The organism is Nautilia sp. (assembly GCF_053994455.1).
Genome location: NZ_JBMYAU010000093.1, coordinates 50,617 through 76,045 on the forward strand (window position 1 = coordinate 50,617; position 25,429 = coordinate 76,045).

Annotated in this window: 24 protein-coding genes; 3 read left to right on the forward strand and 21 right to left on the reverse strand. The window is 39.5% G+C overall.

The window, feature by feature from the left end:
• Window positions 1-29: 29 nt before the first annotated feature.
• Entirely contained in the window at window positions 30-449 is a 420-nt protein-coding gene (gene ybeY, locus ACXJIE_RS07050; protein ID WP_456480262.1) for an rRNA maturation RNase YbeY, read from the forward strand.
• On the opposite strand, the gene ACXJIE_RS07055 is transcribed toward ybeY, so the two are convergent.
• The 3 genes from ACXJIE_RS07055 to tsaE are packed head-to-tail and all read right to left on the reverse strand — an operon-like array spanning window position 446 to window position 2,783.
• Window positions 446-1,678, reverse strand: coding sequence for an RNA polymerase factor sigma-54 (locus ACXJIE_RS07055; protein ID WP_456480263.1), 1,233 nt, complete (start codon window positions 1,676-1,678; stop codon window positions 446-448). The two genes, ybeY and ACXJIE_RS07055, sit on opposite strands and share 4 nt — an antisense overlap.
• The gene (gene lptB, locus ACXJIE_RS07060; RefSeq protein WP_456480264.1) at window positions 1,675-2,394 is read right to left on the reverse strand and encodes an LPS export ABC transporter ATP-binding protein; all 720 of its coding nucleotides are present in this window, start codon (window positions 2,392-2,394) and stop codon (window positions 1,675-1,677) included. The genes ACXJIE_RS07055 and lptB overlap by 4 nt, the downstream gene beginning before the upstream one ends.
• Window positions 2,382-2,783, reverse strand: coding sequence for a tRNA (adenosine(37)-N6)-threonylcarbamoyltransferase complex ATPase subunit type 1 TsaE (gene tsaE / locus ACXJIE_RS07065; RefSeq protein ID WP_456480265.1), 402 nt, complete (start codon window positions 2,781-2,783; stop codon window positions 2,382-2,384). Before tsaE ends, lptB begins: the two co-directional genes overlap by 13 nt.
• Before the next feature lie 52 nt (window positions 2,784-2,835).
• Between tsaE and ACXJIE_RS07070 the strand changes: the two genes are divergently transcribed.
• Window positions 2,836-3,696, forward strand: a complete 861-nt coding sequence (locus ACXJIE_RS07070; RefSeq protein WP_456480266.1) for a polysaccharide deacetylase family protein — start codon at window positions 2,836-2,838, stop codon at window positions 3,694-3,696.
• Here the strand turns inward: ACXJIE_RS07070 and trpD are convergent.
• From trpD to ppk2, 3 genes are read right to left on the reverse strand one after another with little or no spacing between them, the layout of a single operon-like run.
• Entirely contained in the window at window positions 3,689-4,672 is a 984-nt protein-coding gene (trpD, locus tag ACXJIE_RS07075; protein WP_456480267.1) for an anthranilate phosphoribosyltransferase, read from the reverse strand. The genes ACXJIE_RS07070 and trpD overlap by 8 nt on opposite strands.
• The gene (locus ACXJIE_RS07080) at window positions 4,669-5,217 is read right to left on the reverse strand and encodes a Uma2 family endonuclease (RefSeq protein WP_456480268.1); all 549 of its coding nucleotides are present in this window, start codon (window positions 5,215-5,217) and stop codon (window positions 4,669-4,671) included. Before ACXJIE_RS07080 ends, trpD begins: the two co-directional genes overlap by 4 nt.
• A gap of 9 nt (window positions 5,218-5,226) precedes the next feature.
• On the reverse strand, window positions 5,227-6,132 hold the full coding sequence (ppk2, locus tag ACXJIE_RS07085; RefSeq protein WP_456480269.1) for a polyphosphate kinase 2: 906 nt from the start codon (window positions 6,130-6,132) through the stop codon (window positions 5,227-5,229).
• A 91-nt stretch (window positions 6,133-6,223) separates the two neighbouring features.
• On the opposite strand from ppk2, the gene ACXJIE_RS07090 reads away from it, so the two are divergent.
• Entirely contained in the window at window positions 6,224-6,886 is a 663-nt protein-coding gene (locus ACXJIE_RS07090) for a ParA family protein (protein ID WP_456480270.1), read from the forward strand.
• Here the strand turns inward: ACXJIE_RS07090 and ACXJIE_RS07095 are convergent.
• The 15 genes from ACXJIE_RS07095 to glgP are packed head-to-tail and all read right to left on the reverse strand — an operon-like array spanning window position 6,883 to window position 25,200.
• Window positions 6,883-7,344 carry a nucleoside deaminase gene (locus tag ACXJIE_RS07095; protein ID WP_456480271.1) on the reverse strand — a complete coding sequence of 154 codons (462 nt, stop codon included), beginning with the start codon at window positions 7,342-7,344 and terminating at the stop codon, window positions 6,883-6,885. The genes ACXJIE_RS07090 and ACXJIE_RS07095 overlap by 4 nt on opposite strands.
• Window positions 7,344-8,207: a polyprenyl synthetase family protein gene (locus tag ACXJIE_RS07100; RefSeq protein WP_456480272.1), complete on the reverse strand. Its 864-nt coding sequence runs from the start codon at window positions 8,205-8,207 to the stop codon at window positions 7,344-7,346. Before ACXJIE_RS07100 ends, ACXJIE_RS07095 begins: the two co-directional genes overlap by 1 nt.
• Window positions 8,204-8,587: a hypothetical protein gene (locus ACXJIE_RS07105; RefSeq protein ID WP_456480273.1), complete on the reverse strand. Its 384-nt coding sequence runs from the start codon at window positions 8,585-8,587 to the stop codon at window positions 8,204-8,206. Before ACXJIE_RS07105 ends, ACXJIE_RS07100 begins: the two co-directional genes overlap by 4 nt.
• Window positions 8,580-8,843: a DUF2018 family protein gene (locus ACXJIE_RS07110; protein ID WP_456480274.1), complete on the reverse strand. Its 264-nt coding sequence runs from the start codon at window positions 8,841-8,843 to the stop codon at window positions 8,580-8,582. The genes ACXJIE_RS07105 and ACXJIE_RS07110 overlap by 8 nt, the downstream gene beginning before the upstream one ends.
• A 50-nt stretch (window positions 8,844-8,893) precedes the next feature.
• Entirely contained in the window at window positions 8,894-9,325 is a 432-nt protein-coding gene (locus ACXJIE_RS07115; protein WP_456480275.1) for a phosphoribosylaminoimidazolecarboxamide formyltransferase, read from the reverse strand.
• Window positions 9,306-10,415, reverse strand: a complete 1,110-nt coding sequence (locus ACXJIE_RS07120; RefSeq protein ID WP_456480276.1) for an MFS transporter — start codon at window positions 10,413-10,415, stop codon at window positions 9,306-9,308. The genes ACXJIE_RS07115 and ACXJIE_RS07120 overlap by 20 nt, the downstream gene beginning before the upstream one ends.
• A gap of 30 nt (window positions 10,416-10,445) precedes the next feature.
• Entirely contained in the window at window positions 10,446-11,963 is a 1,518-nt protein-coding gene (purH, locus tag ACXJIE_RS07125) for a bifunctional phosphoribosylaminoimidazolecarboxamide formyltransferase/IMP cyclohydrolase (RefSeq protein WP_456480277.1), read from the reverse strand.
• Between the two features lie 14 nt (window positions 11,964-11,977).
• Window positions 11,978-13,756, reverse strand: coding sequence for a 1,4-alpha-glucan branching protein GlgB (gene glgB / locus ACXJIE_RS07130; RefSeq protein WP_456480278.1), 1,779 nt, complete (start codon window positions 13,754-13,756; stop codon window positions 11,978-11,980).
• On the reverse strand, window positions 13,753-15,180 hold the full coding sequence (glgA, locus tag ACXJIE_RS07135) for a glycogen synthase GlgA (RefSeq protein ID WP_456480279.1): 1,428 nt from the start codon (window positions 15,178-15,180) through the stop codon (window positions 13,753-13,755). The genes glgB and glgA overlap by 4 nt, the downstream gene beginning before the upstream one ends.
• Complete coding sequence (locus tag ACXJIE_RS07140) at window positions 15,177-15,953, reverse strand: ROK family protein (protein WP_456480280.1); 777 nt, start codon at window positions 15,951-15,953, stop codon at window positions 15,177-15,179. The genes glgA and ACXJIE_RS07140 overlap by 4 nt, the downstream gene beginning before the upstream one ends.
• Window positions 15,943-16,929: a galactose-1-phosphate uridylyltransferase gene (locus ACXJIE_RS07145; protein WP_456480281.1), complete on the reverse strand. Its 987-nt coding sequence runs from the start codon at window positions 16,927-16,929 to the stop codon at window positions 15,943-15,945. The genes ACXJIE_RS07140 and ACXJIE_RS07145 overlap by 11 nt, the downstream gene beginning before the upstream one ends.
• Complete coding sequence (locus ACXJIE_RS07150) at window positions 16,917-18,674, reverse strand: alpha-amylase/4-alpha-glucanotransferase domain-containing protein (protein ID WP_456480282.1); 1,758 nt, start codon at window positions 18,672-18,674, stop codon at window positions 16,917-16,919. The genes ACXJIE_RS07145 and ACXJIE_RS07150 overlap by 13 nt, the downstream gene beginning before the upstream one ends.
• The gene (locus ACXJIE_RS07155; RefSeq protein ID WP_456480283.1) at window positions 18,667-20,529 is read right to left on the reverse strand and encodes a glycoside hydrolase family 57 protein; all 1,863 of its coding nucleotides are present in this window, start codon (window positions 20,527-20,529) and stop codon (window positions 18,667-18,669) included. Before ACXJIE_RS07155 ends, ACXJIE_RS07150 begins: the two co-directional genes overlap by 8 nt.
• Complete coding sequence (locus tag ACXJIE_RS07160; protein WP_456480284.1) at window positions 20,526-23,045, reverse strand: sugar phosphate nucleotidyltransferase; 2,520 nt, start codon at window positions 23,043-23,045, stop codon at window positions 20,526-20,528. The genes ACXJIE_RS07155 and ACXJIE_RS07160 overlap by 4 nt, the downstream gene beginning before the upstream one ends.
• 19 nt (window positions 23,046-23,064) lie before the next feature.
• The gene (gene glgP, locus ACXJIE_RS07165) at window positions 23,065-25,200 is read right to left on the reverse strand and encodes an alpha-glucan family phosphorylase (protein ID WP_456480285.1); all 2,136 of its coding nucleotides are present in this window, start codon (window positions 25,198-25,200) and stop codon (window positions 23,065-23,067) included.
• Window positions 25,201-25,429: the final 229 nt, after the last annotated feature.

Sequence of the window (25,429 nt, forward strand, 5' to 3'; positions counted from 1 at the left end):
ATTATAATTTTACTAAAAAAGGCTCTTTAATGATAGATTTCGACAACAGAACGTCTTATGAACTTGACATAAACAAACTAAATGAAATATATAATCTGCTCACAGACAAGGATATAGAGCTTATTTTAACAGATGACGAAGAAATAAAAAAAATAAACAAGCGGTTCAGAAACAAGGACAAAGCAACAGACGTACTCAGCTTTCCACTCGAAGATATGCCCGGAATGCCGCTTGGAAGTATAATAATATCAATCGATACGGCAAAAAAAGGCGCCGAAGAATTCGGCCACGGCACGGATGATGAAATAAAACTTCTTTTTCTGCACGGACTTTTACATCTGCTCGGATACGACCACGAAACGGACAGAGGGGAAATGAGAGCCAAAGAGGAGGAAATTATAAAAAAACTGAATTTACCGGAAAGTTTAATAATAAGAAACGAAGATTAAAAACCGATTTCCCCTCCGACTTTATAAATCCTTTTTCTTTCCCTGCTTGTAGGGATTTTAAGCTGGTCCCTGTATTTCGAAATGGTGCGCCTCACAAGGTTCAGGCCGTATTTTTTGTTGATGATTTCCGTGAGTTTGTCATCGCTTAGAGGTTTGTTTCTGTCTTCGTTTTTTATAAGCTTTTTAATTTCCTCTTTTATCTGGTTCGAGGACGTTTCCTCGTCAAGGGCAATTGAAAAAAAGTTTTTTAGGGGAATTATCCCCCTGTCACAAAGCAGGTATTTATTTGAAATGGCCCGGCTGATGGTGGACGGAGCATATTCGAGCTCATCGGCTATATCTTTTATTTTCATCGGCTTTATCACTCCGCCCTGAAAAAACTCATATTGCAATTCAACAATCATAAGCGCTATTTTTTTAAGTGTGGCTTTTCTCATTTCAAGCGCGTCTACGATGTTTCTCGCTTCTTTAAACTTTTCTTTAGAAAAGCCGTTTTTGTTCTCGGGATCTTTTATATTAACTTCCGGATAATGTTCGTCGTTGATTCGTATATCAAGCTGTCCGTCTATATTCAAAACGATTATTTCGGGAATAATTTCCTCGTCTTTTATATATTCCGCCGCAGGAACGGTTTTTAACTGTTTTATTATTTTCATAGCCTCCGTATACATCGGTTCGTTTACAAACCTGTCTATATTTTCAAGATAGGTTACCATTTCTTTTGCAAGTTTATAAACGTTTTCGGGCATATCGATGTTTTGAAGCTGGAAAATCATACATTCTTTCAAATCTTTCGCTCCCACCCCTGCCGGGTTTAAATACATAAACCTCTCCCTTACCTTTTTAACTTTTTCGGCCGTTACCCCGAGTTTTGCGGCTATGGTATCTTCATTCCCCTCAAAAAAACCTTCGTTGCTGATATCCTCTATTATCTCAAGGGCTATCTTTTTTGATTTTTCCGTGGGGAAAAGATTCGAATTTTCAATCTGTTTCAAAAGGGATTCGTATAGCGTCTCCTCACTTAACGTAAGCGCCTCTATTTCATCCGCATTGGCGTTTTTAAGGTTGCTGATTGTTACAAACCTTCTGTTTCTGACCTCAATATAAGGGTTTTCCTTACTGATTTCCTTTATCTCTTCAAAAAGTTCGTCCACCCCCGCTTTAAGTATGGGAAGAAATCCGAGCAGTTTCGTCGAAAGTTTGTTCGCCGTTTTTACTTTCAGCTTCATAATTTAAAATCTTCCCCGAGATAAGATTTCTTAACTTCCGGATGATTTACTATAAATTCGGCGCTTCCCTCCGTTAATATCATTCCGTCTTTAAGTACGTACGCCCTGTGACATATCGAAAGAGTCTCCCTTACGTTGTGATCGGTGATTATAACCCCTATGTTTTCCTTCGCAAGCAGTTCGACCAAATGTTTTATATCATTTACATTCACAGGGTCAACCCCAGCAAAAGGCTCGTCTAAAAAAAGAAACTTAGGATTAGGCACAAGGGCCCTTGCAATTTCCACCCTTCTTCTCTCACCCCCGCTTAAATTTATCCCTTTTCTTTTACGTATGGGCTCTATATTAAACTTTTCAAGCAGATCCTCAACTATTTCGTTCTGTTTTTTTTTGTCGTAATACTGTTCCGCCACTATGTATAAATTGTCTTCAACACTCAAATCCCTGAATACGGAACTCTCCTGCGGCAGATACCCTATACCGAGCCTCGCTTTCTTATGAAGAGGCAGTTTCGTTATGTCTTTTCCGTCCATTTCCACTTTTCCCTCATCGGGCTGAAGCAGTCCGCAGATAAGATAAAAAGAGGTGGTTTTCCCCGCTCCGTTCGGACCTAAAAGCCCCACGACCTCACCTCTTTTCACAGTCAGCGAAACACATTTTATTATAAGTGTTTTTTTAAACGCCTTTTTTAAATTTTCGGCAACTAACTTTGACATTCGAAAATCCTTTTTTCACCTTCGAGCGTAATTTTTATTTTAAGATATTCAAACCCGTACATATTAAAAACATCTTCGAGCCCTTCTCCCCATTCGATAAAATGGTACCCCCTCTTTTCAAGTTCCTCAAGCATTCCGAGGGCTAAAAATTCATCCGCACCTTTATTATACAAATCGTAATGGTAAACAGTCTGCCCGTATATGTTCTGAATTGCAAAAGTGGGAGAGGTAACCCCATCTTTTAATCCGAGTGTTTTGACGAATTCCTTAACAAGGGCTGTTTTACCGCTTCCGAGCGTACCGCTGAGTATTATTATGTTTTTTCCGCTTTTTTTTATACAATCTATTACTTTTTGTAAATCTTTAAAACTTTTCACCTCAAAACGCATACTTCTCCCCGTTTTTTTGTTATTATAAAATTATATCAAACAAAGAGGCCGTATGAAAAAAGCGATTATATTTCTGTGGGTTTTTCTGTTTGCCGACATAAAAGACTATAAAGCGGTTTTTTACTGTATAAACCCTTCCACGGCGGTTATAAGAACGTTTGTAAAAAACGGTGAAAAAATGCAGCTTGAAGTAAACACCCGTACGCTTCAAACAAAAATCACCCCCTTTCAAAACGTCGAGCATATAAAATGCCACCCCGATTCGAAATACTTAAAACTTCTTGCATTAAGCGCAAAACCTCCTTATCCTTTGCAAAACGACGGTATAACCCACGGCAAAAAAGGAATGTATATAACAACCGACCTATGTCCGTCTTCAAAAGAAGGTTTTGAAAAAAAAGCGTACGAAGAAATTATAAAAAGTTTTAAAAACCCCGCCCCCGTAACCGTTTTTATAACTTCGGGGTGGATTAAAAAACACAAAAAAGAATTTTTTCAGCTGATAAAATGGAAAAAAGAAAAAAAGCTGGATCTTAACTGGGGCAATCACACCGCAACCCATCCGTACAAAAGAAGTCTTCCTTTAAATAAAAATTTCGTTTTAACAAAAGGCTACAACCTGAAAAAAGACACACTGAATCTGGAAAAAACATTAATAAAATACAACCAGACGCCTTCGGTGTTTTTCAGATTTCCCGGACTTGTAAGCGATAAAAAAGCGATAATGACGGTCAAATTCCTCGGACTGATCACAATAGGCGCTGATGCATGGCTTGCAAAAGGAGAAACACCGGGAAAAGGCTCAATAATACTTATTCACGGAAACAAAAACGAACCGAAAGGTATAAAAATATTTTTACAGATGATAAAAGAGGGAAAAATAAAAAATATAAAAAACCTCAATTTTATTTAAAGGAATTCGAAACCTCTATTATTTTTTCAAGATGTTTTATCGCCCTGCCGCTGTCTATCACCTCAGCCGCCATTTTAACACCTTCTTCAATAGAGCTAACCTTACCGTCGACGAACAGTGCCGCACCCGCGTTTAAAAGTACGGCGTTTCTTTTATCGTTTTTAATCTCACCGCTTAATATTCCTCTTGTAATTTCGGCGTTTTCTTCCGCATCGCCTCCTATTAGGTTCTCTTTTTTCCCTTTAAGTCCGAAACTTTCCGCCCTTATTTCCATATCTTTAAGATTCACACCGTTAAAATAAACGGCTTTTGTAGGGCCCTCCACGCTTATTTCATCCATACCGTCAAGCGAACTTACCACCAATGCGCTCTTTACATCCATTAAAGCCAGCGCGCTCGCTATTTTTTCCACAAAATCCGGTGAAAACACCCCGAGCAGATATTTTCTCGCCCCCGCAGGATTTGTAAGGGGCCCTAAAATGTTAAATATCGTTCTGTGGCTTAGAGACTTTCTGATAGGCATAATATATTTCATTGCCGGGTGGTGGTTAATTGCGAATATAAACGTAAACCCCGTCTCTTCAAGCATTTTTACCTGGTTTTCAGGGCTTAAATTAAGATTGATTCCGAGTGCCTCAAGCATATCGGCGCTTCCGGATTTACTTGTAATGCTTCTGTTTCCGTGTTTTGCCACATAACTTCCGGCAGCCGCAAGCAGCAGGGCGGCAGTTGAAGAGATATTGAAACTGTGGCTTTTATCCCCGCCCGTTCCGACTATGTCTATAAGTTTGTCTCTCAGTTCTTCACTGACGGGCAGTTTAACGCTGTATTCCCTCATTACATCCGCAGCGGCCGCAATTTCAGCAGCCTCTTCACCTTTTTCATATAAACTTACAAGCAGCCCTTTTGCTTCAACTTCGCTCATTTCGTTATTAAAAAGTTTTTCAAATTTTTCTTTTGCTTCATTGTATGTCATTTTTTCTCCTTAAACTTTTCAAAAACATTATTAAAATTTATTCTCAAAGGACATTTTATATCAAATTCAACCTGTTCTTCCCTGAAAGTACCTACTTTTTCATAATTTTTACCGTGAAGTCTGTAAACTTTTGCAATCAGTTCGTTTGGAAATATAATAATATAATATTTAACCTTTTCTTCTTCGTATAGTTCGAATTTCAAGTTAAGATCTTTATGCAGCGTTGAAGGAGAAACAACCTCAACCACAATTTCAGGCGTTTTTGTAATTTTTTCACTGTCATCGTCACATATAAGTGCCACATCCGATCTTAAAACGGTTTCATCGTCGATTATGTAATCCGTATCGATGGTAACTTCACAGTTTTCGCATTCCAAATTGTTATCCATCTCTTTTGCCATAATAAAAATTATCTGCTGATGTTTTTTAACGGGACTCGGCGCCATGGCAAAAGGAACGCCTTTTATCAATTCCCACTCTCCCTCCCATCTTTTGTAATCATCAATCTTATATCTCGGAAGATATTCGTATTTTATAGCCGCCATTTCAACTCCTTAACTCACAAATTTTCCGCTTCTTATCCTGTCGGCTTCCATTATTTCTATTTCCCTCGCGCCGCTTACGACTATCCCGTCATCAGGTACGTAATCAAGCTCTTCGTTTCTGTCCGGGTAATCCACGGCGTTTAAAATCACCTTCATCGCATTTAAACGCGCAAGGTGTTTATTGTCGCTTCTTATCACCGTCCACGGTGCGAAATGGGTATGCGTGGCCTTTAACATTTTATATTTCATTTCCGTAAACTCGTCCCATTTGTCCTGTGCCTGAAGATCTATTTCACTCAGTTTCCACTGTCTGAGAGGGTCCCTTCTTCTTTTGTCGAATCTCTTCGCCTGTTCCTCTTTCGAAATGGAAAGATAAATTTTTACGAGAATTGATCCCTCCATTACAAGAGATTTTTCAAACATAGGCACTTCCTGCATAAACGTTTCATACTGTTCGAGCGTACAGAAACCGAAAACCGGTTCCACCATTGCACGGTTGTACCAGCTTCTGTCAAAAAGCACGACCTCGCCACCTCTCGGGAGCTGTTCTACGTATCTTTGAAAATACCACTGGGTTTTCTGTACGTCGCTCGGTTTCCCGAGTGCGACTACACGGTAATGTTTTTCATTCATATATCTGACTATTCTTCTGATTGTCCCGCCTTTGCCGGCCGCATCCCGGCCTTCGAAAAGCACAACCATTCTTTTTTGATTGTCCTCAAGATATTTTTGCATTTTTATAAGTTCCGCCTGATAAGGCTTTAGCTCCTGCTCCTGGAGGTATTTTTTTACGGCTTTTTTATTTACCTTTTTTAAATTTATATATTCGTTAATCAAATCGTTTAAAACCATTTTTTTATTGCCGACAAGCACATATTCCGGATTTTGAAGTTCGTTTATGTTAATCTCTTTCATTTGAATCTCCGCAAGCTTTTTGATATTATAACATAAAGGATAAAGACCGGGAAAGACAAAAAAGTCGGAAAGGGCGAAAAAAGGAAATTCGATGATAATAGCGATATTTAACATTAAGGGGGGTGTCGGCAAAACTTCAACCGCCGTAAATCTGACTTCCGTTGCCGCAAAAAAAGGAAAAACCCTTATCTGGGATTTGGACATACAAGGAGCGAGCAGTTATTTTTTTGATAAAAAACCGAAAAAAAGATATATTTTCCAAAAACCCATCGAAAAAATCATTAAATCCACTCAATACGAAAATATAGACATAATACCCGCCGATATTAAACTGCAAAACTATACGCACCAGATGAAAAATTTTCTCGTAACGATTAAAAAAAAATACGATTTTATAATATTGGACGCCCCGGCCACACTCAACGCCCTTACAAAAGACATACTCAAAAACGCGGATATAATACTTGTACCGGTACTTCCGAACATACTTTCATTAAGGACATACAACCAGATTCTAAAAACTAAACTTGCAAAAAACGTTAAACTGTTCGTAAACGGATTTGAAAATACGCAAAACCACAAAAGAATAATACGTACGATTCTAAATCTTCCCAAATCCCAGTATCTTAAAACATACATCCCGAAAAGCGAAGCAATAGAAGCTATGCCTTTCGAAAAAATGAGCGTGGTGGAAAGATTTCCCGAAAGCCGCGAAGCCAAAATTTATGAAAAGATGTTTAACGAAATAGTTTAATAAGGGATTTTATCCTCTTTTTCATACCATTCTTTAAAAACTTCGAGGCACTCTTCTCTGAATTTTTGTACAAACTCCACACTCTCTTCGGTCTTACCCTGAATAATATCATATATCAGCGAATCGTCAAAACCTATTTCGGCCGCGTCTTTTCTCGTGGCTCCGTAAACCACTTTATCAATCCTCGCCCAGTGAATAGCCCCGAAACACATAGGACAGGGTTCCGCCGTCACATAAAGGGTGCATCCTTTTAAAGAGAAATCGTTAAGGTTTTTCGCCGCATCTCTGATAGCCTGAATTTCAGCATGAGCCGTAGGGTCTTTAAGTCCCACCACCTGGTTGTGACCCCTTCCGACAATTTCGCCGTTTTTTACCACAACCGCGCCAAAAGGTCCGCCGTCTCCCGAACGTACGCCTTTTTGGGCTTCTTTAATAGCCTCTTTCATAAATTCAAACATTAAAAACTCCTTTTTATTACTTTATCGGCAATTATTTCAAGAGCTTTTATATTGTACTCCCTAACGGCTTTTTTAGCTTCTTTTATTAAATTTTCGGATTCTTCGTAACATCTGTCTATTACGCCGGTTTCCCGCATTTTAGTCCTGATCCACTCTTTTTCCGGAGTATCAAGTTTTTTTCTGTAAAATTTCATTAATTTTTCTTTATCTTCACCGTTTAGAACTTCAAAAAGATAAATATATGGAAGTGTGGTTTTTCCTTCATAATAATCATGCATTGAAGGTTTGCCGAGGGTTTTTTCATCCTGAGTAACATCTAAAAGATCATCTATTATCTGAAAAGCAATACCTATATTTCTGCCGTAAAGCGCAAATTTTTCGGCATCGTATCCCGCACTCACGGCTGCCGCCTTGCAAGAAGCCTCTATAAGGGAGGCCGTTTTTTTGTAAATCATATCCATATACCGCTTTTTATCAAGGTTTATTTCCTCCGAAAGCCTTACATCCTCAAGCTCGCCCTGCGAGAGAAGATAAACCGCATTTGAAATTATCTTGGCTATTTCGCTTCCGAAATCCACAAGCTCGTAAAAAGCTTTCGAATATACGATATCGCCGAGCATTACAGCCGTATAATCTCCGTATTTGGCGTTTATCGAGGCCGCCCCCCTTCTTGTGTCAGCTTCGTCTATTACATCGTCGTGCAGTAGACTCGCAAGATGTACGGACTCCACTACCGCCGCAAGTTTCTGGGCTTTCGGATTTATAACGGTAATAAGTTTCCCTCTTATTCCCTTTCCCTTTTCTATATCTTTATATTCGTTAAAATCTTTAAACATATCGTCCATTATTTCAAAATAATTCATTCTTCGCCTTTTAAATCAACTTTTACTTTTTCTCCGTTAAAAAGATAAATATCAAACAATGCTATTTTACCATTATATTCCTTAAATTTAATATAAAAATAAGGATGGGAACCTGAAAAATCGACAATGTCTATTTTAAAAGTGTTAAGGGGATATTCTCTAAAAAGGGTTATCTGCCTCGGATAATTGTCATATCTGTAAAGAAGGGTCAAAACGCCGTTTGTAAAAAGGGTCCATCTCAGTTTTAATGGATAGGTGCCGTCTTTGTAATAAACCTGAAACAAGGCCGTTTCGTCTTTTTTAAGTTTTAACGTATAGGGGAATTTTATAAATTCGGCAAATAGAAAAAAAGGGAAAAAAAGAATAAAAAACTTATTCATTTTTCGTTAAAATATTCGACATCGTATGGATATAAAAATCCGTCTCAACCGCTTCAAGTTCGCCTGAGCGGGTAAAAACGATTTCGTTTATTTTCTGATCGACTTCATCTCCAAGACACTCTTCCGCAATTATTTCAAGAGCGGCAAGTCTTTTAAACACATCTTCAAGTTCTTCAATTACTAAGTTTCTGTTAGCGTGATACATAATTTCAAAAAATTTATCTTTTGGTGTTTTATTTTCATCGAACCAATCCATGGTTTCTCCTTTTTTGCCGCAATTTATCATAAAATAATTTTTTTTGCAAGTTATATGAGAGCTTTTAATTTCTCTTCGATTTCACTTATTTCGTTTTCACTAAGATGTGACTTTATATTTTGTATAAAAAGCCCTTTTTCTTTTTTCAGATAAGCCCTGAAAATCTCTTCGAAATCGTCAAATTTCATAAACGCGTCCATTGAGTTTTCTTCGGCTTTATTTATCATAAAATCAAGCATTCTAAAAAGAATATCCCTCACAAGCAGATTTTCCTTAACCAGATATTCCGTTTTCGGACTTGTTCCGACCGAATGAATCTGCAGGTTAAAATGGTATTCAAGTTCATTCCTCATCTCTTTTGCAAAATCCTTAAGCTCTTCAAAAAATGCGTTTTGCCCGGGTATGAAATTTTCCCTTAAAAAATCCATTTTTTTAAATATCTCTTTTAGTTCTTTTTGATGATTAATTATTGCTTCTAACATATACCCTCCATATTATTAAACTTAACAAGATACCCAAAACCGACACAAGCACGGCATAATTAAACCCGAACGTTTTCCAGATGATACCGGTAACCACACTTCCCGCTCCTCCCAAAACCGCCACTAAAAAATAAAAAATCCCGTAAACCGTGGCGGTATTATACGCTTTTTTCGAAATAAGTATCCTGAAAAAATTAAAAAACCCGACCAAAAAAAGCCCTTCGAATATAAAAGCCGGAATTAAAAATGAAAAACTAAGCATCATTACAGCCGAAATATGAAACACAGCCAAAAGATAATAGAATTTTTCACCTAATTTTTCTATCATTATTCCGAAAAGATAACTAAAAAGCGTCTGCGTTAAATTTAGCAGAATTACAAAAAGCGGAATGTAAAGATAGTCTATGTTTTCCTTTGCCCTTACAATAAAAAAACTCTCACTAACTACAAATATAAGCAGAATATTCAAAACGGTCAGCTCTTTTATAAAACTCAAATCCTTTTTTATATCGAATTTATACTCTTTTTTGTTTTTTATGTCTTTTATAAAAAAACTGAGAATTATTGCGACAATTCCCGGAAAAACCGTCAGCAAAAATATGCTTTTGAAAGTTTCTTCATTTGCCGAGTAAAAATAAAACATCAAAAAAACAATCAACGCCCCGCTCGTCTCACCCGCAACATCAAGCATTTTATGAAATCCGAATATCTTACCCTTTTCTTTGCCGTATGCGCTTAAAAGGGCGTCTTTAGGGGTACTGCGCATTGCTTTTGCAAATCTGTCAAGACTTCTGAATACCGCTATATGCTGCCAGGACGAGGCAAAATAAAAAAGAGGCTTCGACACGGCCGATATTACATATCCGCTGACCGCCAGAGGTTTTCTTATCCCGTATTTGTCACTCAAAACACCGAAAATCACCCTGAAAAAATAAGATACGAACGTCGCAATGCCTATTACAAACCCTAATTTATCCACTCCGTTTTTTAAAACATAAACCAAAAAAAGAGGAAAGGTGGTGGTTATCATGGCACTTGCCATATCCGTAAAAAAACTGACAAGTCCTAAAATCAAAACTTCTTTTTTCATATTCTCCCCGGCCCGAAAGGGCTTAAATTTTTAATGAAGGAAATGTCTTTTCCCTGTAAAATACATCGCAATCCCCGCTTCGTCAGCCGCTTGAATCACTTCATCGTCCCTTATAGAACCTCCCGGCTGGATAATCGCTTTTACACCCACCTCAGCCGCGTAATCAACGCTGTCTCTAAACGGGAAGAACGCTTCGCTTGCAAGTGAGCTTCCGGTAATGTCAAGTCCGAGTGATTTTGCTTTCTCAACGGCACATCTCGTAGCGTCGACCCTGCTTGTCATCCCCATTCCGATTGCCACCATCTGGGAATCTTTTACAAGCACAACGCAGTTCGATTTGGTAAGTGCCGCTATTTTCCAAGCCATTTCAAGATCTTTTTTATCTTCCGCGCATACTTTTGTAACACATTTAGCCTCGGCCACCTCGTCTTCGCTTACCCTGTCGGCATCCTGGAATACAAATCCGCCTTCAATATGCTTAAAATCCCACTTATCACCCGGAATTTCAAGTTTCGGTTTTCTTAAATCGAAAAGTTTGATTCTTTTTTTCTTTTCAAATACTTTTACGGCCTCATCCGTAATGGTTCCCGCTATTAAAACTTCTACGAAAATTTTGTTAATCTCTTCGGCCAGTTCTTTTGTTACTACACCGTTAACCGCAACAACCCCTCCGTATGCGCTTATCGGGTCGCATTCAAGGGCTTTTTGCCAGGTTGTTACAAGGTCGTCTTTTTTTGCGGCGCCGCAAGGATTTGCATGTTTGATGATGCTTATCGCACCCTCACCTAAACTTACAGCAATTTTAACGGCTCCGTTAATGTCTGTCAGGTTATTGAAGCTCGGCTCTCCTTTTATGATGTTAAGACCTTTATAAAAATCTTCAAATTCATAAAGCGCACCTCTTTGATGAGGGTTTTCGCCGTATCTTGTGTTAAATACCCTCTCTCCTACGATAAATCTTTTGTTTCCGAACCCTCCGTTGAATCTTTCGTTCATATAGTTCGCAATCATGCTGTCGTATGCGGCCGTATGTTCATAAGCTTTTATCATCAAATCTCTTCTAAACTCATATGTGTCTTTCTTGTCTCTTATCGCTTCAACAACCATATCATAGTCATTAGGATCCGTCACTATTAAAACGTCTTTAAAGTTTTTAGCAGCACTCCTAACCATTGTGGGACCGCCGATATCGATGTTTTCGATTATTTCTTCAAAATCGTCGGTTCTTTCAATAGTTTCTTTAAAAGGATACAAGTTTACAACCACCAAATCTATTCTCGTAATTCCGAGTTTCTCGGCTTCTTCGTCGTCAACCCCGCTTCTGTATAAAATCCCGCCGTGAACGTAAGGGTTAAGCGTTTTTACCCTTCCGCCGAAACATTCGGGGAATTTCGTAATCTCACTGATATCTATCGCGTCAATGCCGTTTTCCTGGAGTATTCTTTTAGTTCCGCCCGTTGAGATTATCTCAAATCCCAGATCCGTAAGCTCTTTTGCAAAATCAACAATACCCGTTTTGTCAGACACGCTTAAAAGTGCTCTTGCCATATTTTTCCTTTTTTTTATGAAATTTTAACATTTTTTAAAAAAATTACACTCAAAGGCTCCAAATCAAGCGTTAAAGTGTATTCGAAATCACCGAAAAATTTTTTCTTCGCTTTCAATACGGTGCCTTCTTTTGTGCTTTTGGTATCAAAAACAACTTCGTAACAATCCGAGGGAGCGCCCGTTATGTAATTTTCCCACCTGAAATCGGCAAAATTGCATATTATTATCAAATCACCCCTTATATAAGAAAAAACACTTCTCGTATAATCCCTGTAATTTATCCATTTAAAATTTTCATATCCGTCGTCCCAAAGTGATTCCTCCCCGAGGTAAAAACGGTTGAGTTTTTTAACAAATTCTTTAAACTCCCTGTGTTTCGGAAACTTTTCTATTAAAAACCATTCAAGAGAACTTTTATAGTCCCACTCTCTGAACTGTGCGAACTCGCCGCCCATAAATATAAGTTTTTTACCGAAAAACCCGTACATAAAAGCCAAAAGAGCTTTTAAGTTTTCAAATTTTTTCTCATACCCTCCGGGCATTTTGTTGATAAGCGACCCTTTGCCGTGCACAACTTCGTCATGAGAGAGCGGAAGTATGTATTTTTCGGAAAAAGCACAGTAAAAAATGTGGGCGATATCGCCGTGCCTTCCTTTTCTGAAAAGGGGGTCGGTATGAAAATACCGGAGTATGTCGTTCATCCACCCCATATTCCACTTAAAATCGAAACCGAGCCCCTCTTTTTTTACGTCTTTAGTAACATTTGGAAATGTTGTGGACTCCTCCGCTATCATAAACACGTTTTCAAACTTTTCATGCACGCTTTTATTTAAAGTTTTTAAAAACTTAACGGCACTGAGATTGATGTTTCCCCCGTATTCGTTCGGAACCCACTCGCTTCTGCCGTAGTCAAGATACAGCATAGAAGCGACCGCGTCAACCCTTATTCCGTCGATATTATACCTTTCGAACCAGTAATGCGCACTGCTTATTAGAAAACTTCTCACCTCTGCTTTAGAATAATCGAATATATGGCTTTTCCACTCAGGATGGTATCCGAGCCTCGGATCACAGTGTTCGAAAAGACAGCTTCCGTCAAACGTGATAAGTCCGTGTCCGTCAACGGCAAAATGGCTCGGGACCCAGTCGAGTATCACACCTATGCCGTTTTTGTGCATAATATCGACAAATTCCATAAACTCGTCGGGCGTACCGTATCTTGAGGTGGGCGCAAAATAACCGCTTGCCTGATAACCCCACGATCCGTCAAACGGATATTCGGTGATAGGAAGTATTTCAATATAGTTATACCCCATTTCAATACAGTATCCGCTAAGCTCGTTTGCGAGTTCTACATAAGAGAGCCCTTTTTTCCAGCTGCCGAGATGAACCTCATATATGTTTACGGGTTTTTCCGTGCTGTTTTTAACCCTCGGGTGTTTCGGTTTATATTCAAACTCCCATATAACCGAAGCGGACTTAGGGGGTTTTTCATTATAAAAAGCGAAAGGATCCGCCTTATAAAACTCCCTGCCGTCCGAGCCTATTATATAATATTTGTACGTATCCCCTTTCTTGGCGCTTTTAACGTTTGCCTCCCATATTCCGTTTTTACATTTTAACGGGTGCGCTTTCGTATCGTAAGAGTTGAAATCGCCCACAACACTTACATACCGGGCGTTAGGCGCCCATACTGCAAATTCGACGCCCTCTTTTTTTACATGAGCTCCTAATTTTTTCCAAAGTTCGGAGTGAGTCCCCTCTTTGAAAAGATAAAGGTCGTATTCATTCATAATATGCCTTTGTAAACCTCTATATACTCCCTTGCGGAATGCTTCCAGTCAAATCTTTTTTTCATACCTTCCTTTATAAGAGACTCAAAGCCCTCAGTGTCGCTATAATAAACCTCAACGGCCCATTTTACGGTGTGATAAAGCGCATTCGCACTCGCCTCCCAGAATTTAAACCCCGTTCCGGTTTTGGAATCGGGATTATAGTTTTCTATCGTATCGTCAAGTCCGCCCGTGGCCCTTACAATCGGGGGCGTACCGTATCTTAGGGAATAAATCTGGTTAAGCCCGCAGGGTTCGAAAATACTCGGCATTAAAAACATATCGCTGCCGGCCTCTATTTTATGCGCCAGTTCGTTTGAAAATCCGACGTACGCCCTGAAATTCCAGTTTTTCGATTTTTCGCTGAAAAACTGTTCCGCCCACTTTTCACCGGTTCCCAAAAAAACGTAATTCGCATTGATACTCAAAAGTCCGTCCATTGCCTCTGCAATCAGTTCTATCCCCTTTTGCCACACAAACCTCCCTACAAACCCTATGAGAGGACGGTCGTCCCCTTTAAGGGAAAACATATCGAGCAGATCCCTCTTACACTCTTTTTTTCCTTCCATCGCATCCGTATCGTAGTTTTTGATTATATATTTGTCGGAGGCCGGATTCCATTCGCTGTAATCCACACCGTTTAATATACCTTTAAGTTTGTAAGAATGCGCCCTTATGTGGCTGTCAAGCCCGAAACCGAATTCCGGGGTCTGTATTTCGTAAGCGTATTTCTTACTTACGGTCGTTACGGCGTCGGCGAACGTTATGCCTCCTTTTAGAAAATTAACGCATCCGAGGGCCTCAAGTTCGAAGGGATTAAAATGCACCCGAGGAATCTGTAAAACGTCCATTATGCTTTTGTCAAAAATACCCTGATGCTGAAGATTGTGTACGGTTAGAACCGATTTGGCCTTAAATTCGGTATACCTCGTTTTAAGAAGTACGGGCATAGCGGCCGTATGCCAGTCGTTCGCGTGGATAACATCGGGGTTAAATCCCAGTATTTTACAAAGTTCGAACCCCGCAACGGACAAAAAAGCGAACCTTACATCGTTGTCACGGTAAGAATAACCGTGATAGTCGGTATATATTCCGCTTCTTCCGAAAAAATCCTCATAATCAATAAAATAAATTTCAACGCCGCTGCCGGGAATGCGGCTTTTAAAAACCCCCGCTTTCAAAGTGCCCATACTTCCCATCGGAACGATAAGCTCACCGGGAATATGTTCAAGTTCGCCTTTGTCTATAACGTAATATCTCGGAATCACCACTTTTACGTTCACACCTTCCTTTTCCAGCGCTTTAGGAAGGGCGGACACGACATCCCCAAGCCCCCCGGTTTTTACAAACGGGGCACATTCGCTTGCACAAAACAGTACGTTCATCTTTTCTCCTTTAACAAAATTTCGGCCCCTTTTAAAGGAGCGTCTTTTATTTCGGTAAGTTTTATCGAAACGTTTCTAACAAAAGAGGGCAGGTATTTTTCTTTTCTTTTTATTATTTCGTCAAAAAGAGTTTTATTGTTCACCATAACGCCCCCTCCCAAAACGACAATTTCCGGATTAAAAAGGGAACACACGGTACCTACGGCGCTCAGCATACCCTCAATATACATTTCCCTTATCCGTTCGCACTTTAAGCCTTCACATCCGTAATAAGCGCTCCATTTTTTTATTCCGCTTCCGCTTGCGGTAAGTTCGAGACAGTTGTTTTTGCCGCATTTGCATTTAAAAGGCGTGCTTTTATAAGGAATATGCCCTATTTCCCCCGCAAAATTTTCAACCCCTTTTATAAGTGCGCCGTTGTCCACGACGCCGCAGCCGAGCCCCGTGCCGGAATAAAGGGCGGCGACATAGCCGCTTTTAAAATACCTGCTCTGTGCAAGGGCGGCGCATTTCATATCGTTTTGAAGGATGATTTCAACACCGTATTTTTCCGCCGTTTCTTTCAAATCTATATTTTCGAAAGAGGTATTGGGAGAGGAGATTATTTTCAGTCCCTCAACCTGTCCCGCAAAAGCTATAACCATCCTCTCGGGAACGTATTTGTTTATAAGACGCTCCAAAAAGGGAATTAAATCCACTTCTTCCGTTTTTAAAATTCCGGCCTCATCGCCGGTTTTGTATCTTACGTACGTACCGCCCACGTCAATTACCATCCGTTTTTCCTTTCAAAAGTTTCGCCACGATTTCGGGAAGAAGAGGGTTTATTTTTATTCCGCTTGAAACTTCAAAACCCCCGAGTTTATAGATTCTCGGAACTATTCTGATAAAAAACCTGAAAAAAAACTTCACATCATCAAAATAGGCCTCGTTTTCAAAATTCCTGTTCAAAGGTGCGAAATAAAAAAGCACGTTAAAATCAAACGTGCCGAGTTCTTTTTTCAAACCCGCATATATTTCGTAAATAAGACCGCTTAACTCCTCCGTTTCTGTCATATCGGTGGTTTTTGAAAGAATCGCAGTTTCAAAAGCGTACTCCGACGCATAAGGTGCGAAAACTAAAAAATGTTCGCTCTCTTTTATAAACCTCGGGGAGTTTTTTTCGCTTTCATACAAATCGTCAAGAGCGCTTCTGCCGTGTTTCAGATAATATTCATATAAAAACCCGAAATACCTTCTCTGCTCAAACGACATTAAAGGAAGCGCTATTATCTGTGTATGGGGATGGCCCTGGCTCGCCCCTGCGTTCCCCCCGTCGTTTTTAAAAACGTTCGCGTACACGAGTCTTTTGTCGTTTTTCAAATCACAAACCCTCTCATTCACCGTTTCAAGCCAGTAAAAAATTTCATCTTTTTCCATTTCGTAACTTCTTATATGCCTTCTCGTGTCTATAATAATTTCATGCGCCCCGAAACCTTCCCATTTTTCATTGACACCGTCTTTGAGGCTCTTTAAATCGGCTTCTATCATTACGGCTTTGTAAAGGTTAGGAACGACCCTCGTTTTCCATTCTCCGCCGATTTTTAAAGAATATATCTCTTTGGCGGCAAGCTTTTCGTTGCCCGGACAGAAAGGACACCGTTTTATACTCTTTTTTTTCGTTTCATATTCTGTTTCGACGGGCCTGTGCAGTCTTTCGGGGGCTATAAGCACATAGTCGTTTCTTAAAAAATCCCTTCTTATTTCAGACAAATTCTCCCCTTTATTTTTTTGTTTTTAAAAACAAACCCCAAACCGAGGCACTGAATCGTGGCGCTAAAGCCCTTTTCGTCCCTCGAAACGGTTTTGACGTAAAAAGCAAACTTTTCGTCATAATCGAAATCAAACACTATTTTTCTTTTGGTAAAAGGGTCGTAAATGTAATTTTCTCCCTCTTCCAGATTTTCGTAATCGGCAAAATGAAAATTAAACTCCGCCATATAATCGTAATCCGTTTTGTTAATTATTTCAAAATTTATACACTCCCTTATCCAAAACCGTTTTTCTATCTGTAAAGAAACGAAATCAAGCCCGTTTCTTTTAAAATCTTTTAAAAAAAAATCCTCATATTCGTCTTTTTTAAAACTCTCCCCGTCTATTTTTCTTATGAGATGGTCTATAAAAGAATATCTGAAATACCTGTCGAAAAACAGCTCGCTTTTAAGTTTACCTAAAGAGGGTTTTATTTCGTGGATGGTAAAAACGTCTTTTTTTTCATCGTTGTCGTTTTCAAAATGATAAGCTTCTTTTCTCCTTTTAAGTGTGTTTAAAAAATTGAACCTGTTTTTTCTGTCGTCAAACTCTATAAGCTCCCCGTTTTTATTGAATATCAAAATCAAATTTTCGTTTTTTACTTTAATCTCTTCACAGCCGTCAAAATCGACGTCGTAGATTTTAACTCCGTCTTCAAAACCGTTTTCACATTCGATAAGGTGTCTGTAAGCGTTGTCTCTCAGGTTAGGAAGGTAAATCCCGCCGAAAACGCCGTGCCAGTAAACATCGTTCGTCTGAAGTTTATAAAGGCTTTCGCTTTTTTTTCCGCTCATTTCGAGCATTCTTTTGTGCAGATGGTTTGATTCTTTATATTTTCTGAAAAAATTCCTAAACACCCCGTTTATGCATAATAAACGGCTTTTCGATTTCAGGCTCGTATCCGTATCAAGACACCACTCTTGCATCTCTTCATAGGAAACTTCGGGAAAATAAACGAGCCCCGAAGGTGAAAAACGTTTTATATATTCAAAAAAACGGTACGTTTGAAGTTTTTCGAGCACCCTTTGTATAAACTCTTCAAGCCATTTTTTCCCGTAAACCCACTCATAAGTCGAAGGCCACAGCCCGAATTTTTCCGCATCGTCGAACATAACCGGCATTTTTTCGGCCAAAACGGCATCCACCGCCTCCGCCGGCGCGGAAAAAGGGATTTTATATCTTAATTTTTTACTTATTGGAAACACATAAAGCCCGTGTCCGTCCTTTTCGGTTATATAATAACCCTCGGGTTCTATGCCCTGCGTTTTGAAATGAAAATCGTCGAGAACCACATATCTGACCCCGCTTTTTACTACGTTAGGGACGATGCCTTCCTCCCAAACCCTTTCTGCAAGCCACATTCCTGTGGGTGCGAATCCGAAATTACGCTTAATAAAAACATTCAGTTTTTCTATCTGAGAAACGATATCCTCTTCGGGAATTACGGACAGTACCGGTTCGTAAAAACCTCCGGTAAAAATTTCCGCACCGCATTTTTTTATATTTTCAAAAACATCCGTATAATCTTTTTTTAATTTTTCGAAAAGCCAGCCGCTGCAGTGAAGGGAAAATTTGAATTCGGGATATTTGCAAAGCGTTTCGAAAAGCGGGGCGTAACATTTCTCAACCGCCGTATCGACGGCGTTTTTTAAATTATCGACGGGTTGGTGCATATGTATTCCGAATAAAAAACTTTTTTCAAACATACCAGTTCTTTGTATAGTCTTCGTTTACCGTAATATACAGTCTTGCAAAAGAGGGAAGCACGTTTACTATTTTTCCGTTTTTGAAAACTTCTATTCTTAATACGCCCTCGTTTTTAAAAAACTCTTTTTTGTCTATTTCAATTTCGGCTATTTCGTCCTTTTCCATCTTTATATCAAGCTCCTTTCCCTCGAAAAAAACCTTAAAATCGAGATCCTTTATATCGCCGTCGAGCCTCAGATAAAAACTTTTTTCGTTTTCCCCCCAGTAAATATAACGTATCTGCGTATCCTGATGCATACTTCCTCCGCTTTCGTACACGACCCCCGCGTCAATCCATTCGAAAAAACTCGTAACCCTGCCGTCGATTGACGGGTATATATAATCCTTAGGCCGGCTTAAAAGGTTTTTAAGCTCTTTTTTTCCCGTTATCGGAATATCGAGTATTTTCGGATAAGGAAGATTTATAAGTTTATAAATTCTTTTCAGGTGTTCCCTGAAAAGAAAGTCGAACTCTTTGACATATTCCGTATAATGACCCTTCCCGTACCACCAGAACCAGTCGCTGCTTTCGGATACCAGAAACTCCTCTTCCGCCTCTGCGTTAAATACGTTTTTTCTTAGATAATCCCTTTTGGTATCAAAAAGAAGCTCCCACGCCCGGTTTTTTTCCTCATCACCCACCCACGTGTCGAAATCGGCGTTTATCCAGCTGCCGGGCGCTATACGGTTAAGACTTTCGCTCTTCTCGCACTCAAAAAAAACGAAGTTTTCTTTAAACCTGCCGTAAAACAGCTCTAAAAACTTTTTTCCGTTCGAAGGATAATACTCCCATGCGTTTTCCCCGTCAAGTATTATTACGTTCAGCCCTTTTAAAAGCCTTGAAGCAAAATCGTTTAGCGCATATTCGGCATCATAATACCTGTACGTAAAACCTATCAGATCACTTAATGTCTCGTTTCTGAAATATATCTTCACACCTTCGTATTCGTAAGCTTTCGTGCAATCGTCAAAACCGCTTTTTTTTAAAATCTTCTCATCCGTGGCAATCCATTTCACACCGTTTTTTTTATACAAAAGCAGACTGTTTTCATCTACGGCGCCCTCCGCCGGCCAAATGCCCTCGGGTTTTTTTCCGAATGTCCTTTTAAAAAGTTCAAGCGATTTTTCTATATGTTTTTCGGCATCTTCCTCCAAAGGGAAAAATCCCTTAGGCAGGGATATTTCCGTATCCGCTTCTTTTGCTTTGCCCATATCTATCAAAAGCGGAAGAATGGGGTGGTAATAAGGGGTTGTGGTAATTCTTATCACACCCTCGTCGTTAAGTTTTTTGTAGTACGGAATAATTTTTAACACGAACTTTTTAAGCTCTTCAATAAGTGTTAATTTGTCTTTTTTTTCAAAACGTTTTTTTAATATCAGCTTTTTGACCGTTTCGTTATACGATTTCAGGTAATTTCCGCACCACGCAAGCAAAAACCAGACCTGCAGATCCAGAAATTCGTTTTCGGTATATTCGTTTTGTTTAAAAAGGGTGCTGAAATAATCGTAAGGTTTTACCATCGTATCGTAATTCAGGCTTTTAAAAATTTTTAAAAGGTATTTTTTTTCGGCTTTTGTTAAATCTTTGCAGTCTTTTTTCATAAGTTTTAAAAAATAATCGTCCTCTTCATAAGCCGAAAGCTGTTTTATCAGTGTGGGGGTAAGGTTGAAAGTCACATTGACACCGTATTTTTCCGCAAGCCGGGCCATATCGTAATAATCTTTGATAGAATGCAGAAAAACCCACGGAAGGAATATTTCGTCCCCCCTTACATAACTCGGCTGGTGCATATGCCACAAAAGGGCTATTTTCATTTTATCCATCCTTTTATCAAAAAAGCGTATTTTTCATATAAGGCCATTCCTTTAAGCTCGTTTTCGGCCTGAATGTAAAGATTGAGCTTTTCCTCATATGAATCGGGAAGCATCAACACCCATTCGTTTTCATTTTCATAAATTTTAATCCCTTCTTCCAGCGTGTGTTTTTTGTTTTTTGCATATTCTATGAATTTTCTCATCACCTCGCCTTTTTGAGACTGTAAGCAGGGTATATGGCGGATTTTATAATAAAACGGGGTAATGTCTTTTTCGATTTCGGAAATTTTAAGGTTATACCTGATTAACATTTCCATAATTTTCAAACTTGCATATATTGCATCCCTGTGGTAGGAAAATTCGGTAAAGGCGAAATTTCCGTCCACCGTCGCAATCAGATCAAAACCTTTAAAAGAGGATATTTTAAAATCGGAATATTTCCCCCTCTCTATTTTAAGATGTTCAAATTTTCCGTCAAACAGATCGGGAGCCCATACCGGAAGAAAAACCCTGAATTTTTTACCTACCCTTTTCGCTTCTTCGTTGTAAAGATACAAAACGAGGTTCAAAGCCCCTATTCTGTCTAAAACGTTTCCGTCATCGCCTATAATCGAAAGCCTCTGCCCCTGCGGATAAATTAAAAACCCCACATTCATTTTCACACATCTTACAATCGTCGAGAGGTACTTTTTGGATTCTTTTTCAAAATGCGAAATGTTAGAGACCTTTATATTGTCGTAATATGAGTTAAGAAGTATGTTTTCTATTTCCACAAACTTAAGAATATCGGGATATACGCTTTTTGTTATCCCCCACATCAGATCTATTGCCACCTTAAAACTCTCCCCTTTTATAAGAGAGTCGTCTATAAGTTTTCTTATTTTGGAAATATACATATTCCGGGCGTCTTTATAGTATTTTTTATCGTCTTCAAGAACACCTATTTCTTCGTATTCCACCTTTCTGAACGATTCTTTAAAAAAGTTTTTTTCTATTTTTTTCGTTACGTCCCTTTTGAGTCTGAGCCCCTCCTCGTTAAAAAGGACAATTTCGACTTTGCTCGGATCATAAAGGCTTTTTCTGAAATAGGCGCCTCCTTTAATATTTTCGTTTTCTAAAATATAAAGTCTGAGAACCGAAGGGAGTACGGATTTTAAATCCACTATGTTTACGCCTCCGGCCAAAACACCCCCTACAAAAGCCCTTTTCAGCATTCTTGCAGCCGCTTCAAAATCCCTTCCCACGGCAATTACCGAACCTTTAGGAAGATGGCTTCCGAACGCCTCTCCTATTTTACACGCCATATCGCAGCCTATTTCTATATTGGCCGTTCCGGTAATGACACCGTCGTTAAAAAGGGCGTTTTTATATTTCGTTCCGAAGACGATGTTGTTGGTAACGATTGCGGCCGGTTCTATCTCTTTGTTAGGCCATACGGTAACGTCCTGAGCGATGTTTGCAAAATCGCCTATCACGCACCCTTCTGCTATAACGGCACCGGCTTTAGCCTCCACCATATCGCCGATTTTTACGTCGTTACACAGCACACAGTAATCAAAAACGCTTTTTTTACCTATTTGCACATCGTTCCATATAACGGTGTTTTTGATTTTGCATTCGTCCCCTATAACGACGTTATCGCCTATGACGCAGTTATAAAGTCTGACATTTTTACCCATTTTTACATTTTTGCCTATTACAATCTTGCCTTCCGCATGGATGTTTTTAGGAATTTTTCCGTCAAAAGAGTAAACTTCCGCGTCTTTAAAAACGGTTTTTTCATAAGGAAAATCGAACCTGACTTTGCCGTTGAATATATCCTGATGCACTTCCCTGTAACTTTCGGGGTTCCCGACGTCCCTCCAGTAACCTTTTGCGACATATCCGAAAAGTTCGATGTTTTTTTCCATAAGTAGAGGAAAAAGATCCTTAGAAAAATCAAAAGGTTCGTTTTTAGGAATAAAAGAGAGTATTTCGGGCTCTATAATATAAATACCCGTATTTATGGTATTGCTGAAAACCTCTCCCCAGCTCGGTTTTTCAAGAAATTTCTGAATTCTGCCCTCCTCGTCGGTTATTACAATTCCGAACTCCAGCGGATTTTCCACAGAAGTCAGCGTAATGGTAAGTTTTGAGTTTTTGAGACTGTGATGTTCAATTATTTTTTTAAAATCAAAGTCGCTTACCAAATCACCGCTCACTATTATAAAAGTGGTATCGAGAAATTCCCTTGCAAATCCGACCGCCCCGGCGGTCCCGTAATCGGCATCGGGAAGAACGTAATTTATTTTAACCCCCCATTTTTTGCCGTCTTTAAAATGGTTTTTTATAACTTCCGGCATGTAATACAGCAGTATTACGACTTCCTCGATACCGCTTCGTTTAAGCTTTTTTAAAATATTCTCCATCATCGGCACATTCATAACCGGCAGCATAGGCTTAGGCAGCGAATGCGTAAGGGGCTGTATTCTCGTGCCGAACCCTCCGGCCATCATTACGGCTTTTACCTTTTTCATCTTTTCTCCTTTTAAACTTTTATTCTCTTTTTCTAAGTTCCTCCGATATGGGGGAGTAAAACTTTTCAAAATAGTCTTTCATCATTCTTCTCGCACAAAATTGAGGCGAAACGGTTTTTAAAGCGTTTTTCATAAAATCCACCCATTTTTCGGGCCAGCCTTCGTCGTTCCTGTCATAATACATGGGTATTATTTCGTTTTCGAGAAGATTATAAAGTTCAGCGGCGTCCTTTTCGTCATCCGAAGGCTCCTTGCCGAAAGACCAGCCGTTGTTACCTTTAAAACCCTCCACCCACCATCCGTCGGGGGTGGAGAGATGAAGGGTTGCATTCATTGAAGCCTTCATTCCGCTCGTACCGCAGGCCTCAAACGGGATTCTCGGATTGTTAAGCCACACATCGGCGCCTTTTACGAGATATTTCGCCACTTCTTCCCCGTAATCCTCTATAAACGCTATACGCCCTTTAAATCTTCTGTCCTCGCACACTTTAAAAATCTCCTGTATTATCTTTTTACCGCTAATATCCGCCGGATGGGCTTTGCCGGCAAAAATTATCTGCATAGGCTTTTCCCTGTTGTTGAGTATTTTTTCAAGTCTGTTCAAATCCTTTAAAATCAGGTAAGGTCTTTTATAATCCGTCATTCTCCTTGCAAAAACCAGCGTAAGCACGTCGTTGTCCAAAAGCACCCCGTCGGCAAGCGCCACTATGGGGTCGATATCGTCATCGCCCCATTTACTTCTGACCCTTTCTCTTATAAAATCGATCGTTTTCGTTTTATACCGCTGATGTATCCTCCAAAGAAGCCCTCCGTCTATTTCGTCGATTTTTTCCCACAAATCCCCGACATCCTGCAAATCAGGCCACTTTTCGCCCAAAATTTCGTCATACAGATAATAGTATTCGTCGTTAAGCCAGGTACTCAGGTGCACCCCGTTGGTAACGTAATCTATCTTTTTGTCGTTTTCGGGAAGGGAATCAAGGAGGTTTTTCCATATATTCACCGTAACTTCGAAATGTTTTTTGCTTACGGAGTTTTTATACCTGCAAAGCCTGAACGCAAGGGCGGTCATATTAAAACCGCTTTGGGGAGAGTCCGGATTTATTCCGAAACTCAAAAATTTTTCTTTGCTTATACCGAGATTTTCATAAAAATTTTTAAAATAACCGCTTACCATATCGAAATTATAAATATCGGTAGCCGCCTGTAAAGGGGTATGGGTAGTAAAAACGGAAGTGGCTTTTACTTTTTCGGCTGCCTCATCAAAAGAGAGGTTTTCATCGGTCATAAAATTTCTTATTCTCTCATACAGAGCAAATGCGGGATGGCCTTCGTTTAAATGCAAAATATCGTATTTTATCCCGAGTTCTTCCAAAACCCTGTATCCCCCCACTCCGAGGACTATTTCCTGTCTGAGTCTTTGGGACATATCCGGCGTGTAAAGTCTTTCGCTTATTGCCCTGTCCCACGGATCATTTTGTTCTATATCGGTATCGAGCAGATACAGCTCCACCTTTCCCACATTCACCTTCCACACGGAAACATAAACCGCAGGTTCTATAAAAGGAACCTTTACAATCAGATGTTCCCCTTTTTCATTAAGAACCCGTTCAATGGGCGCCTCATCCTTCACAACCGTTTCGTTCATACCGTTTTGCCATCCGTCGCTTCCTATAACCTGTCTTACGTATCCGTGAGGGTACATAAACCCCACCGCAACCATCGGAAGGTTCATATCGCTGGCTTCTTTCAAAACATCCCCCGCTAAAAAACCGAGCCCCCCAGAATATATAGGAAGGGAGTGGTGAATTCCGTATTCTGCGCAGAAATAGGCTATCGGATACGGCGATTTTTTTGTGTGTTTAAAGGATAGGTCGTTTATGTAATTTTTAAACAGCGTATAAACGTATCTGTATTCCTTAATAAATTTCTTATTTTCCATAAGGGCGGAAAAATCTTCACGCTTTAACATTTTAAACATTTTAATAGGATTTTCGCCGCTTGTTTTCCACAAATAGGGATTAATGGACTTAAAAAGGTTTTTCGCCCTCGGATTGTACGTCCACCACATATTGAGGGCTATTTCGCCGAGCCCTTTTATGTTTTCCGGTATTTTGGAGATTATTCTGTTTTCGGATGTGAGGTTTGTTTTCATATCAGAGCCTTCATATATACTTAATTTATTATAAAACGTTTTAATGGTTTTTGTCAAATCATAATATATTGGGCATTGACTAAATAAAGTGAAACAATTGCAAATTTTAACGGAAAAAAAGCGTTAAAAAAAGTGCACTTAACCCGAAGGGCGCTTGCGTTTGCACTTTTTAGCTTTTTTGAAGTGTTAAAAAATTTGCACTCTTGTTGAACGCATTTAGTCACTGCCA

Coding starts and splice junctions, on each gene's coding strand:
- lptB (WP_456480264.1), bottom strand. CDS start 2,394: ATGTCAAAGTTAGTTGCCGAAAATTTAAAAAAGGCGTTTAAAAAAACA.
- ybeY (WP_456480262.1), top strand. CDS start 30: ATGATAGATTTCGACAACAGAACGTCTTATGAACTTGACATAAACAAA.
- ACXJIE_RS07105 (WP_456480273.1), bottom strand. CDS start 8,587: ATGAATAAGTTTTTTATTCTTTTTTTCCCTTTTTTTCTATTTGCCGAA.
- ACXJIE_RS07140 (WP_456480280.1), bottom strand. CDS start 15,953: ATGGTAATTGACGTGGGCGGTACGTACGTAAGATACAAAACCGGCGAT.
- ACXJIE_RS07095 (WP_456480271.1), bottom strand. CDS start 7,344: ATGTTTGAATTTATGAAAGAGGCTATTAAAGAAGCCCAAAAAGGCGTA.
- ACXJIE_RS07080 (WP_456480268.1), bottom strand. CDS start 5,217: ATGGCGGCTATAAAATACGAATATCTTCCGAGATATAAGATTGATGAT.
- ACXJIE_RS07070 (WP_456480266.1), top strand. CDS start 2,836: ATGAAAAAAGCGATTATATTTCTGTGGGTTTTTCTGTTTGCCGACATA.
- ACXJIE_RS07055 (WP_456480263.1), bottom strand. CDS start 1,678: ATGAAGCTGAAAGTAAAAACGGCGAACAAACTTTCGACGAAACTGCTC.
- glgB (WP_456480278.1), bottom strand. CDS start 13,756: ATGAATGAATACGACCTTTATCTTTTCAAAGAGGGGACTCACTCCGAA.
- ACXJIE_RS07155 (WP_456480283.1), bottom strand. CDS start 20,529: ATGAAAATAGCCCTTTTGTGGCATATGCACCAGCCGAGTTATGTAAGG.
- ACXJIE_RS07150 (WP_456480282.1), bottom strand. CDS start 18,674: ATGTTTGAAAAAAGTTTTTTATTCGGAATACATATGCACCAACCCGTC.
- tsaE (WP_456480265.1), bottom strand. CDS start 2,783: ATGCGTTTTGAGGTGAAAAGTTTTAAAGATTTACAAAAAGTAATAGAT.
- ACXJIE_RS07160 (WP_456480284.1), bottom strand. CDS start 23,045: ATGAAAAAGGTAAAAGCCGTAATGATGGCCGGAGGGTTCGGCACGAGA.
- glgA (WP_456480279.1), bottom strand. CDS start 15,180: ATGAACGTACTGTTTTGTGCAAGCGAATGTGCCCCGTTTGTAAAAACC.
- ACXJIE_RS07090 (WP_456480270.1), top strand. CDS start 6,224: ATGATAATAGCGATATTTAACATTAAGGGGGGTGTCGGCAAAACTTCA.
- ppk2 (WP_456480269.1), bottom strand. CDS start 6,132: ATGAAAGAGATTAACATAAACGAACTTCAAAATCCGGAATATGTGCTT.
- ACXJIE_RS07120 (WP_456480276.1), bottom strand. CDS start 10,415: ATGAAAAAAGAAGTTTTGATTTTAGGACTTGTCAGTTTTTTTACGGAT.
- ACXJIE_RS07100 (WP_456480272.1), bottom strand. CDS start 8,207: ATGAATTATTTTGAAATAATGGACGATATGTTTAAAGATTTTAACGAA.
- ACXJIE_RS07110 (WP_456480274.1), bottom strand. CDS start 8,843: ATGGATTGGTTCGATGAAAATAAAACACCAAAAGATAAATTTTTTGAA.
- trpD (WP_456480267.1), bottom strand. CDS start 4,672: ATGACATACAATGAAGCAAAAGAAAAATTTGAAAAACTTTTTAATAAC.
- purH (WP_456480277.1), bottom strand. CDS start 11,963: ATGGCAAGAGCACTTTTAAGCGTGTCTGACAAAACGGGTATTGTTGAT.
- glgP (WP_456480285.1), bottom strand. CDS start 25,200: ATGAAAACAAACCTCACATCCGAAAACAGAATAATCTCCAAAATACCG.
- ACXJIE_RS07115 (WP_456480275.1), bottom strand. CDS start 9,325: ATGTTAGAAGCAATAATTAATCATCAAAAAGAACTAAAAGAGATATTT.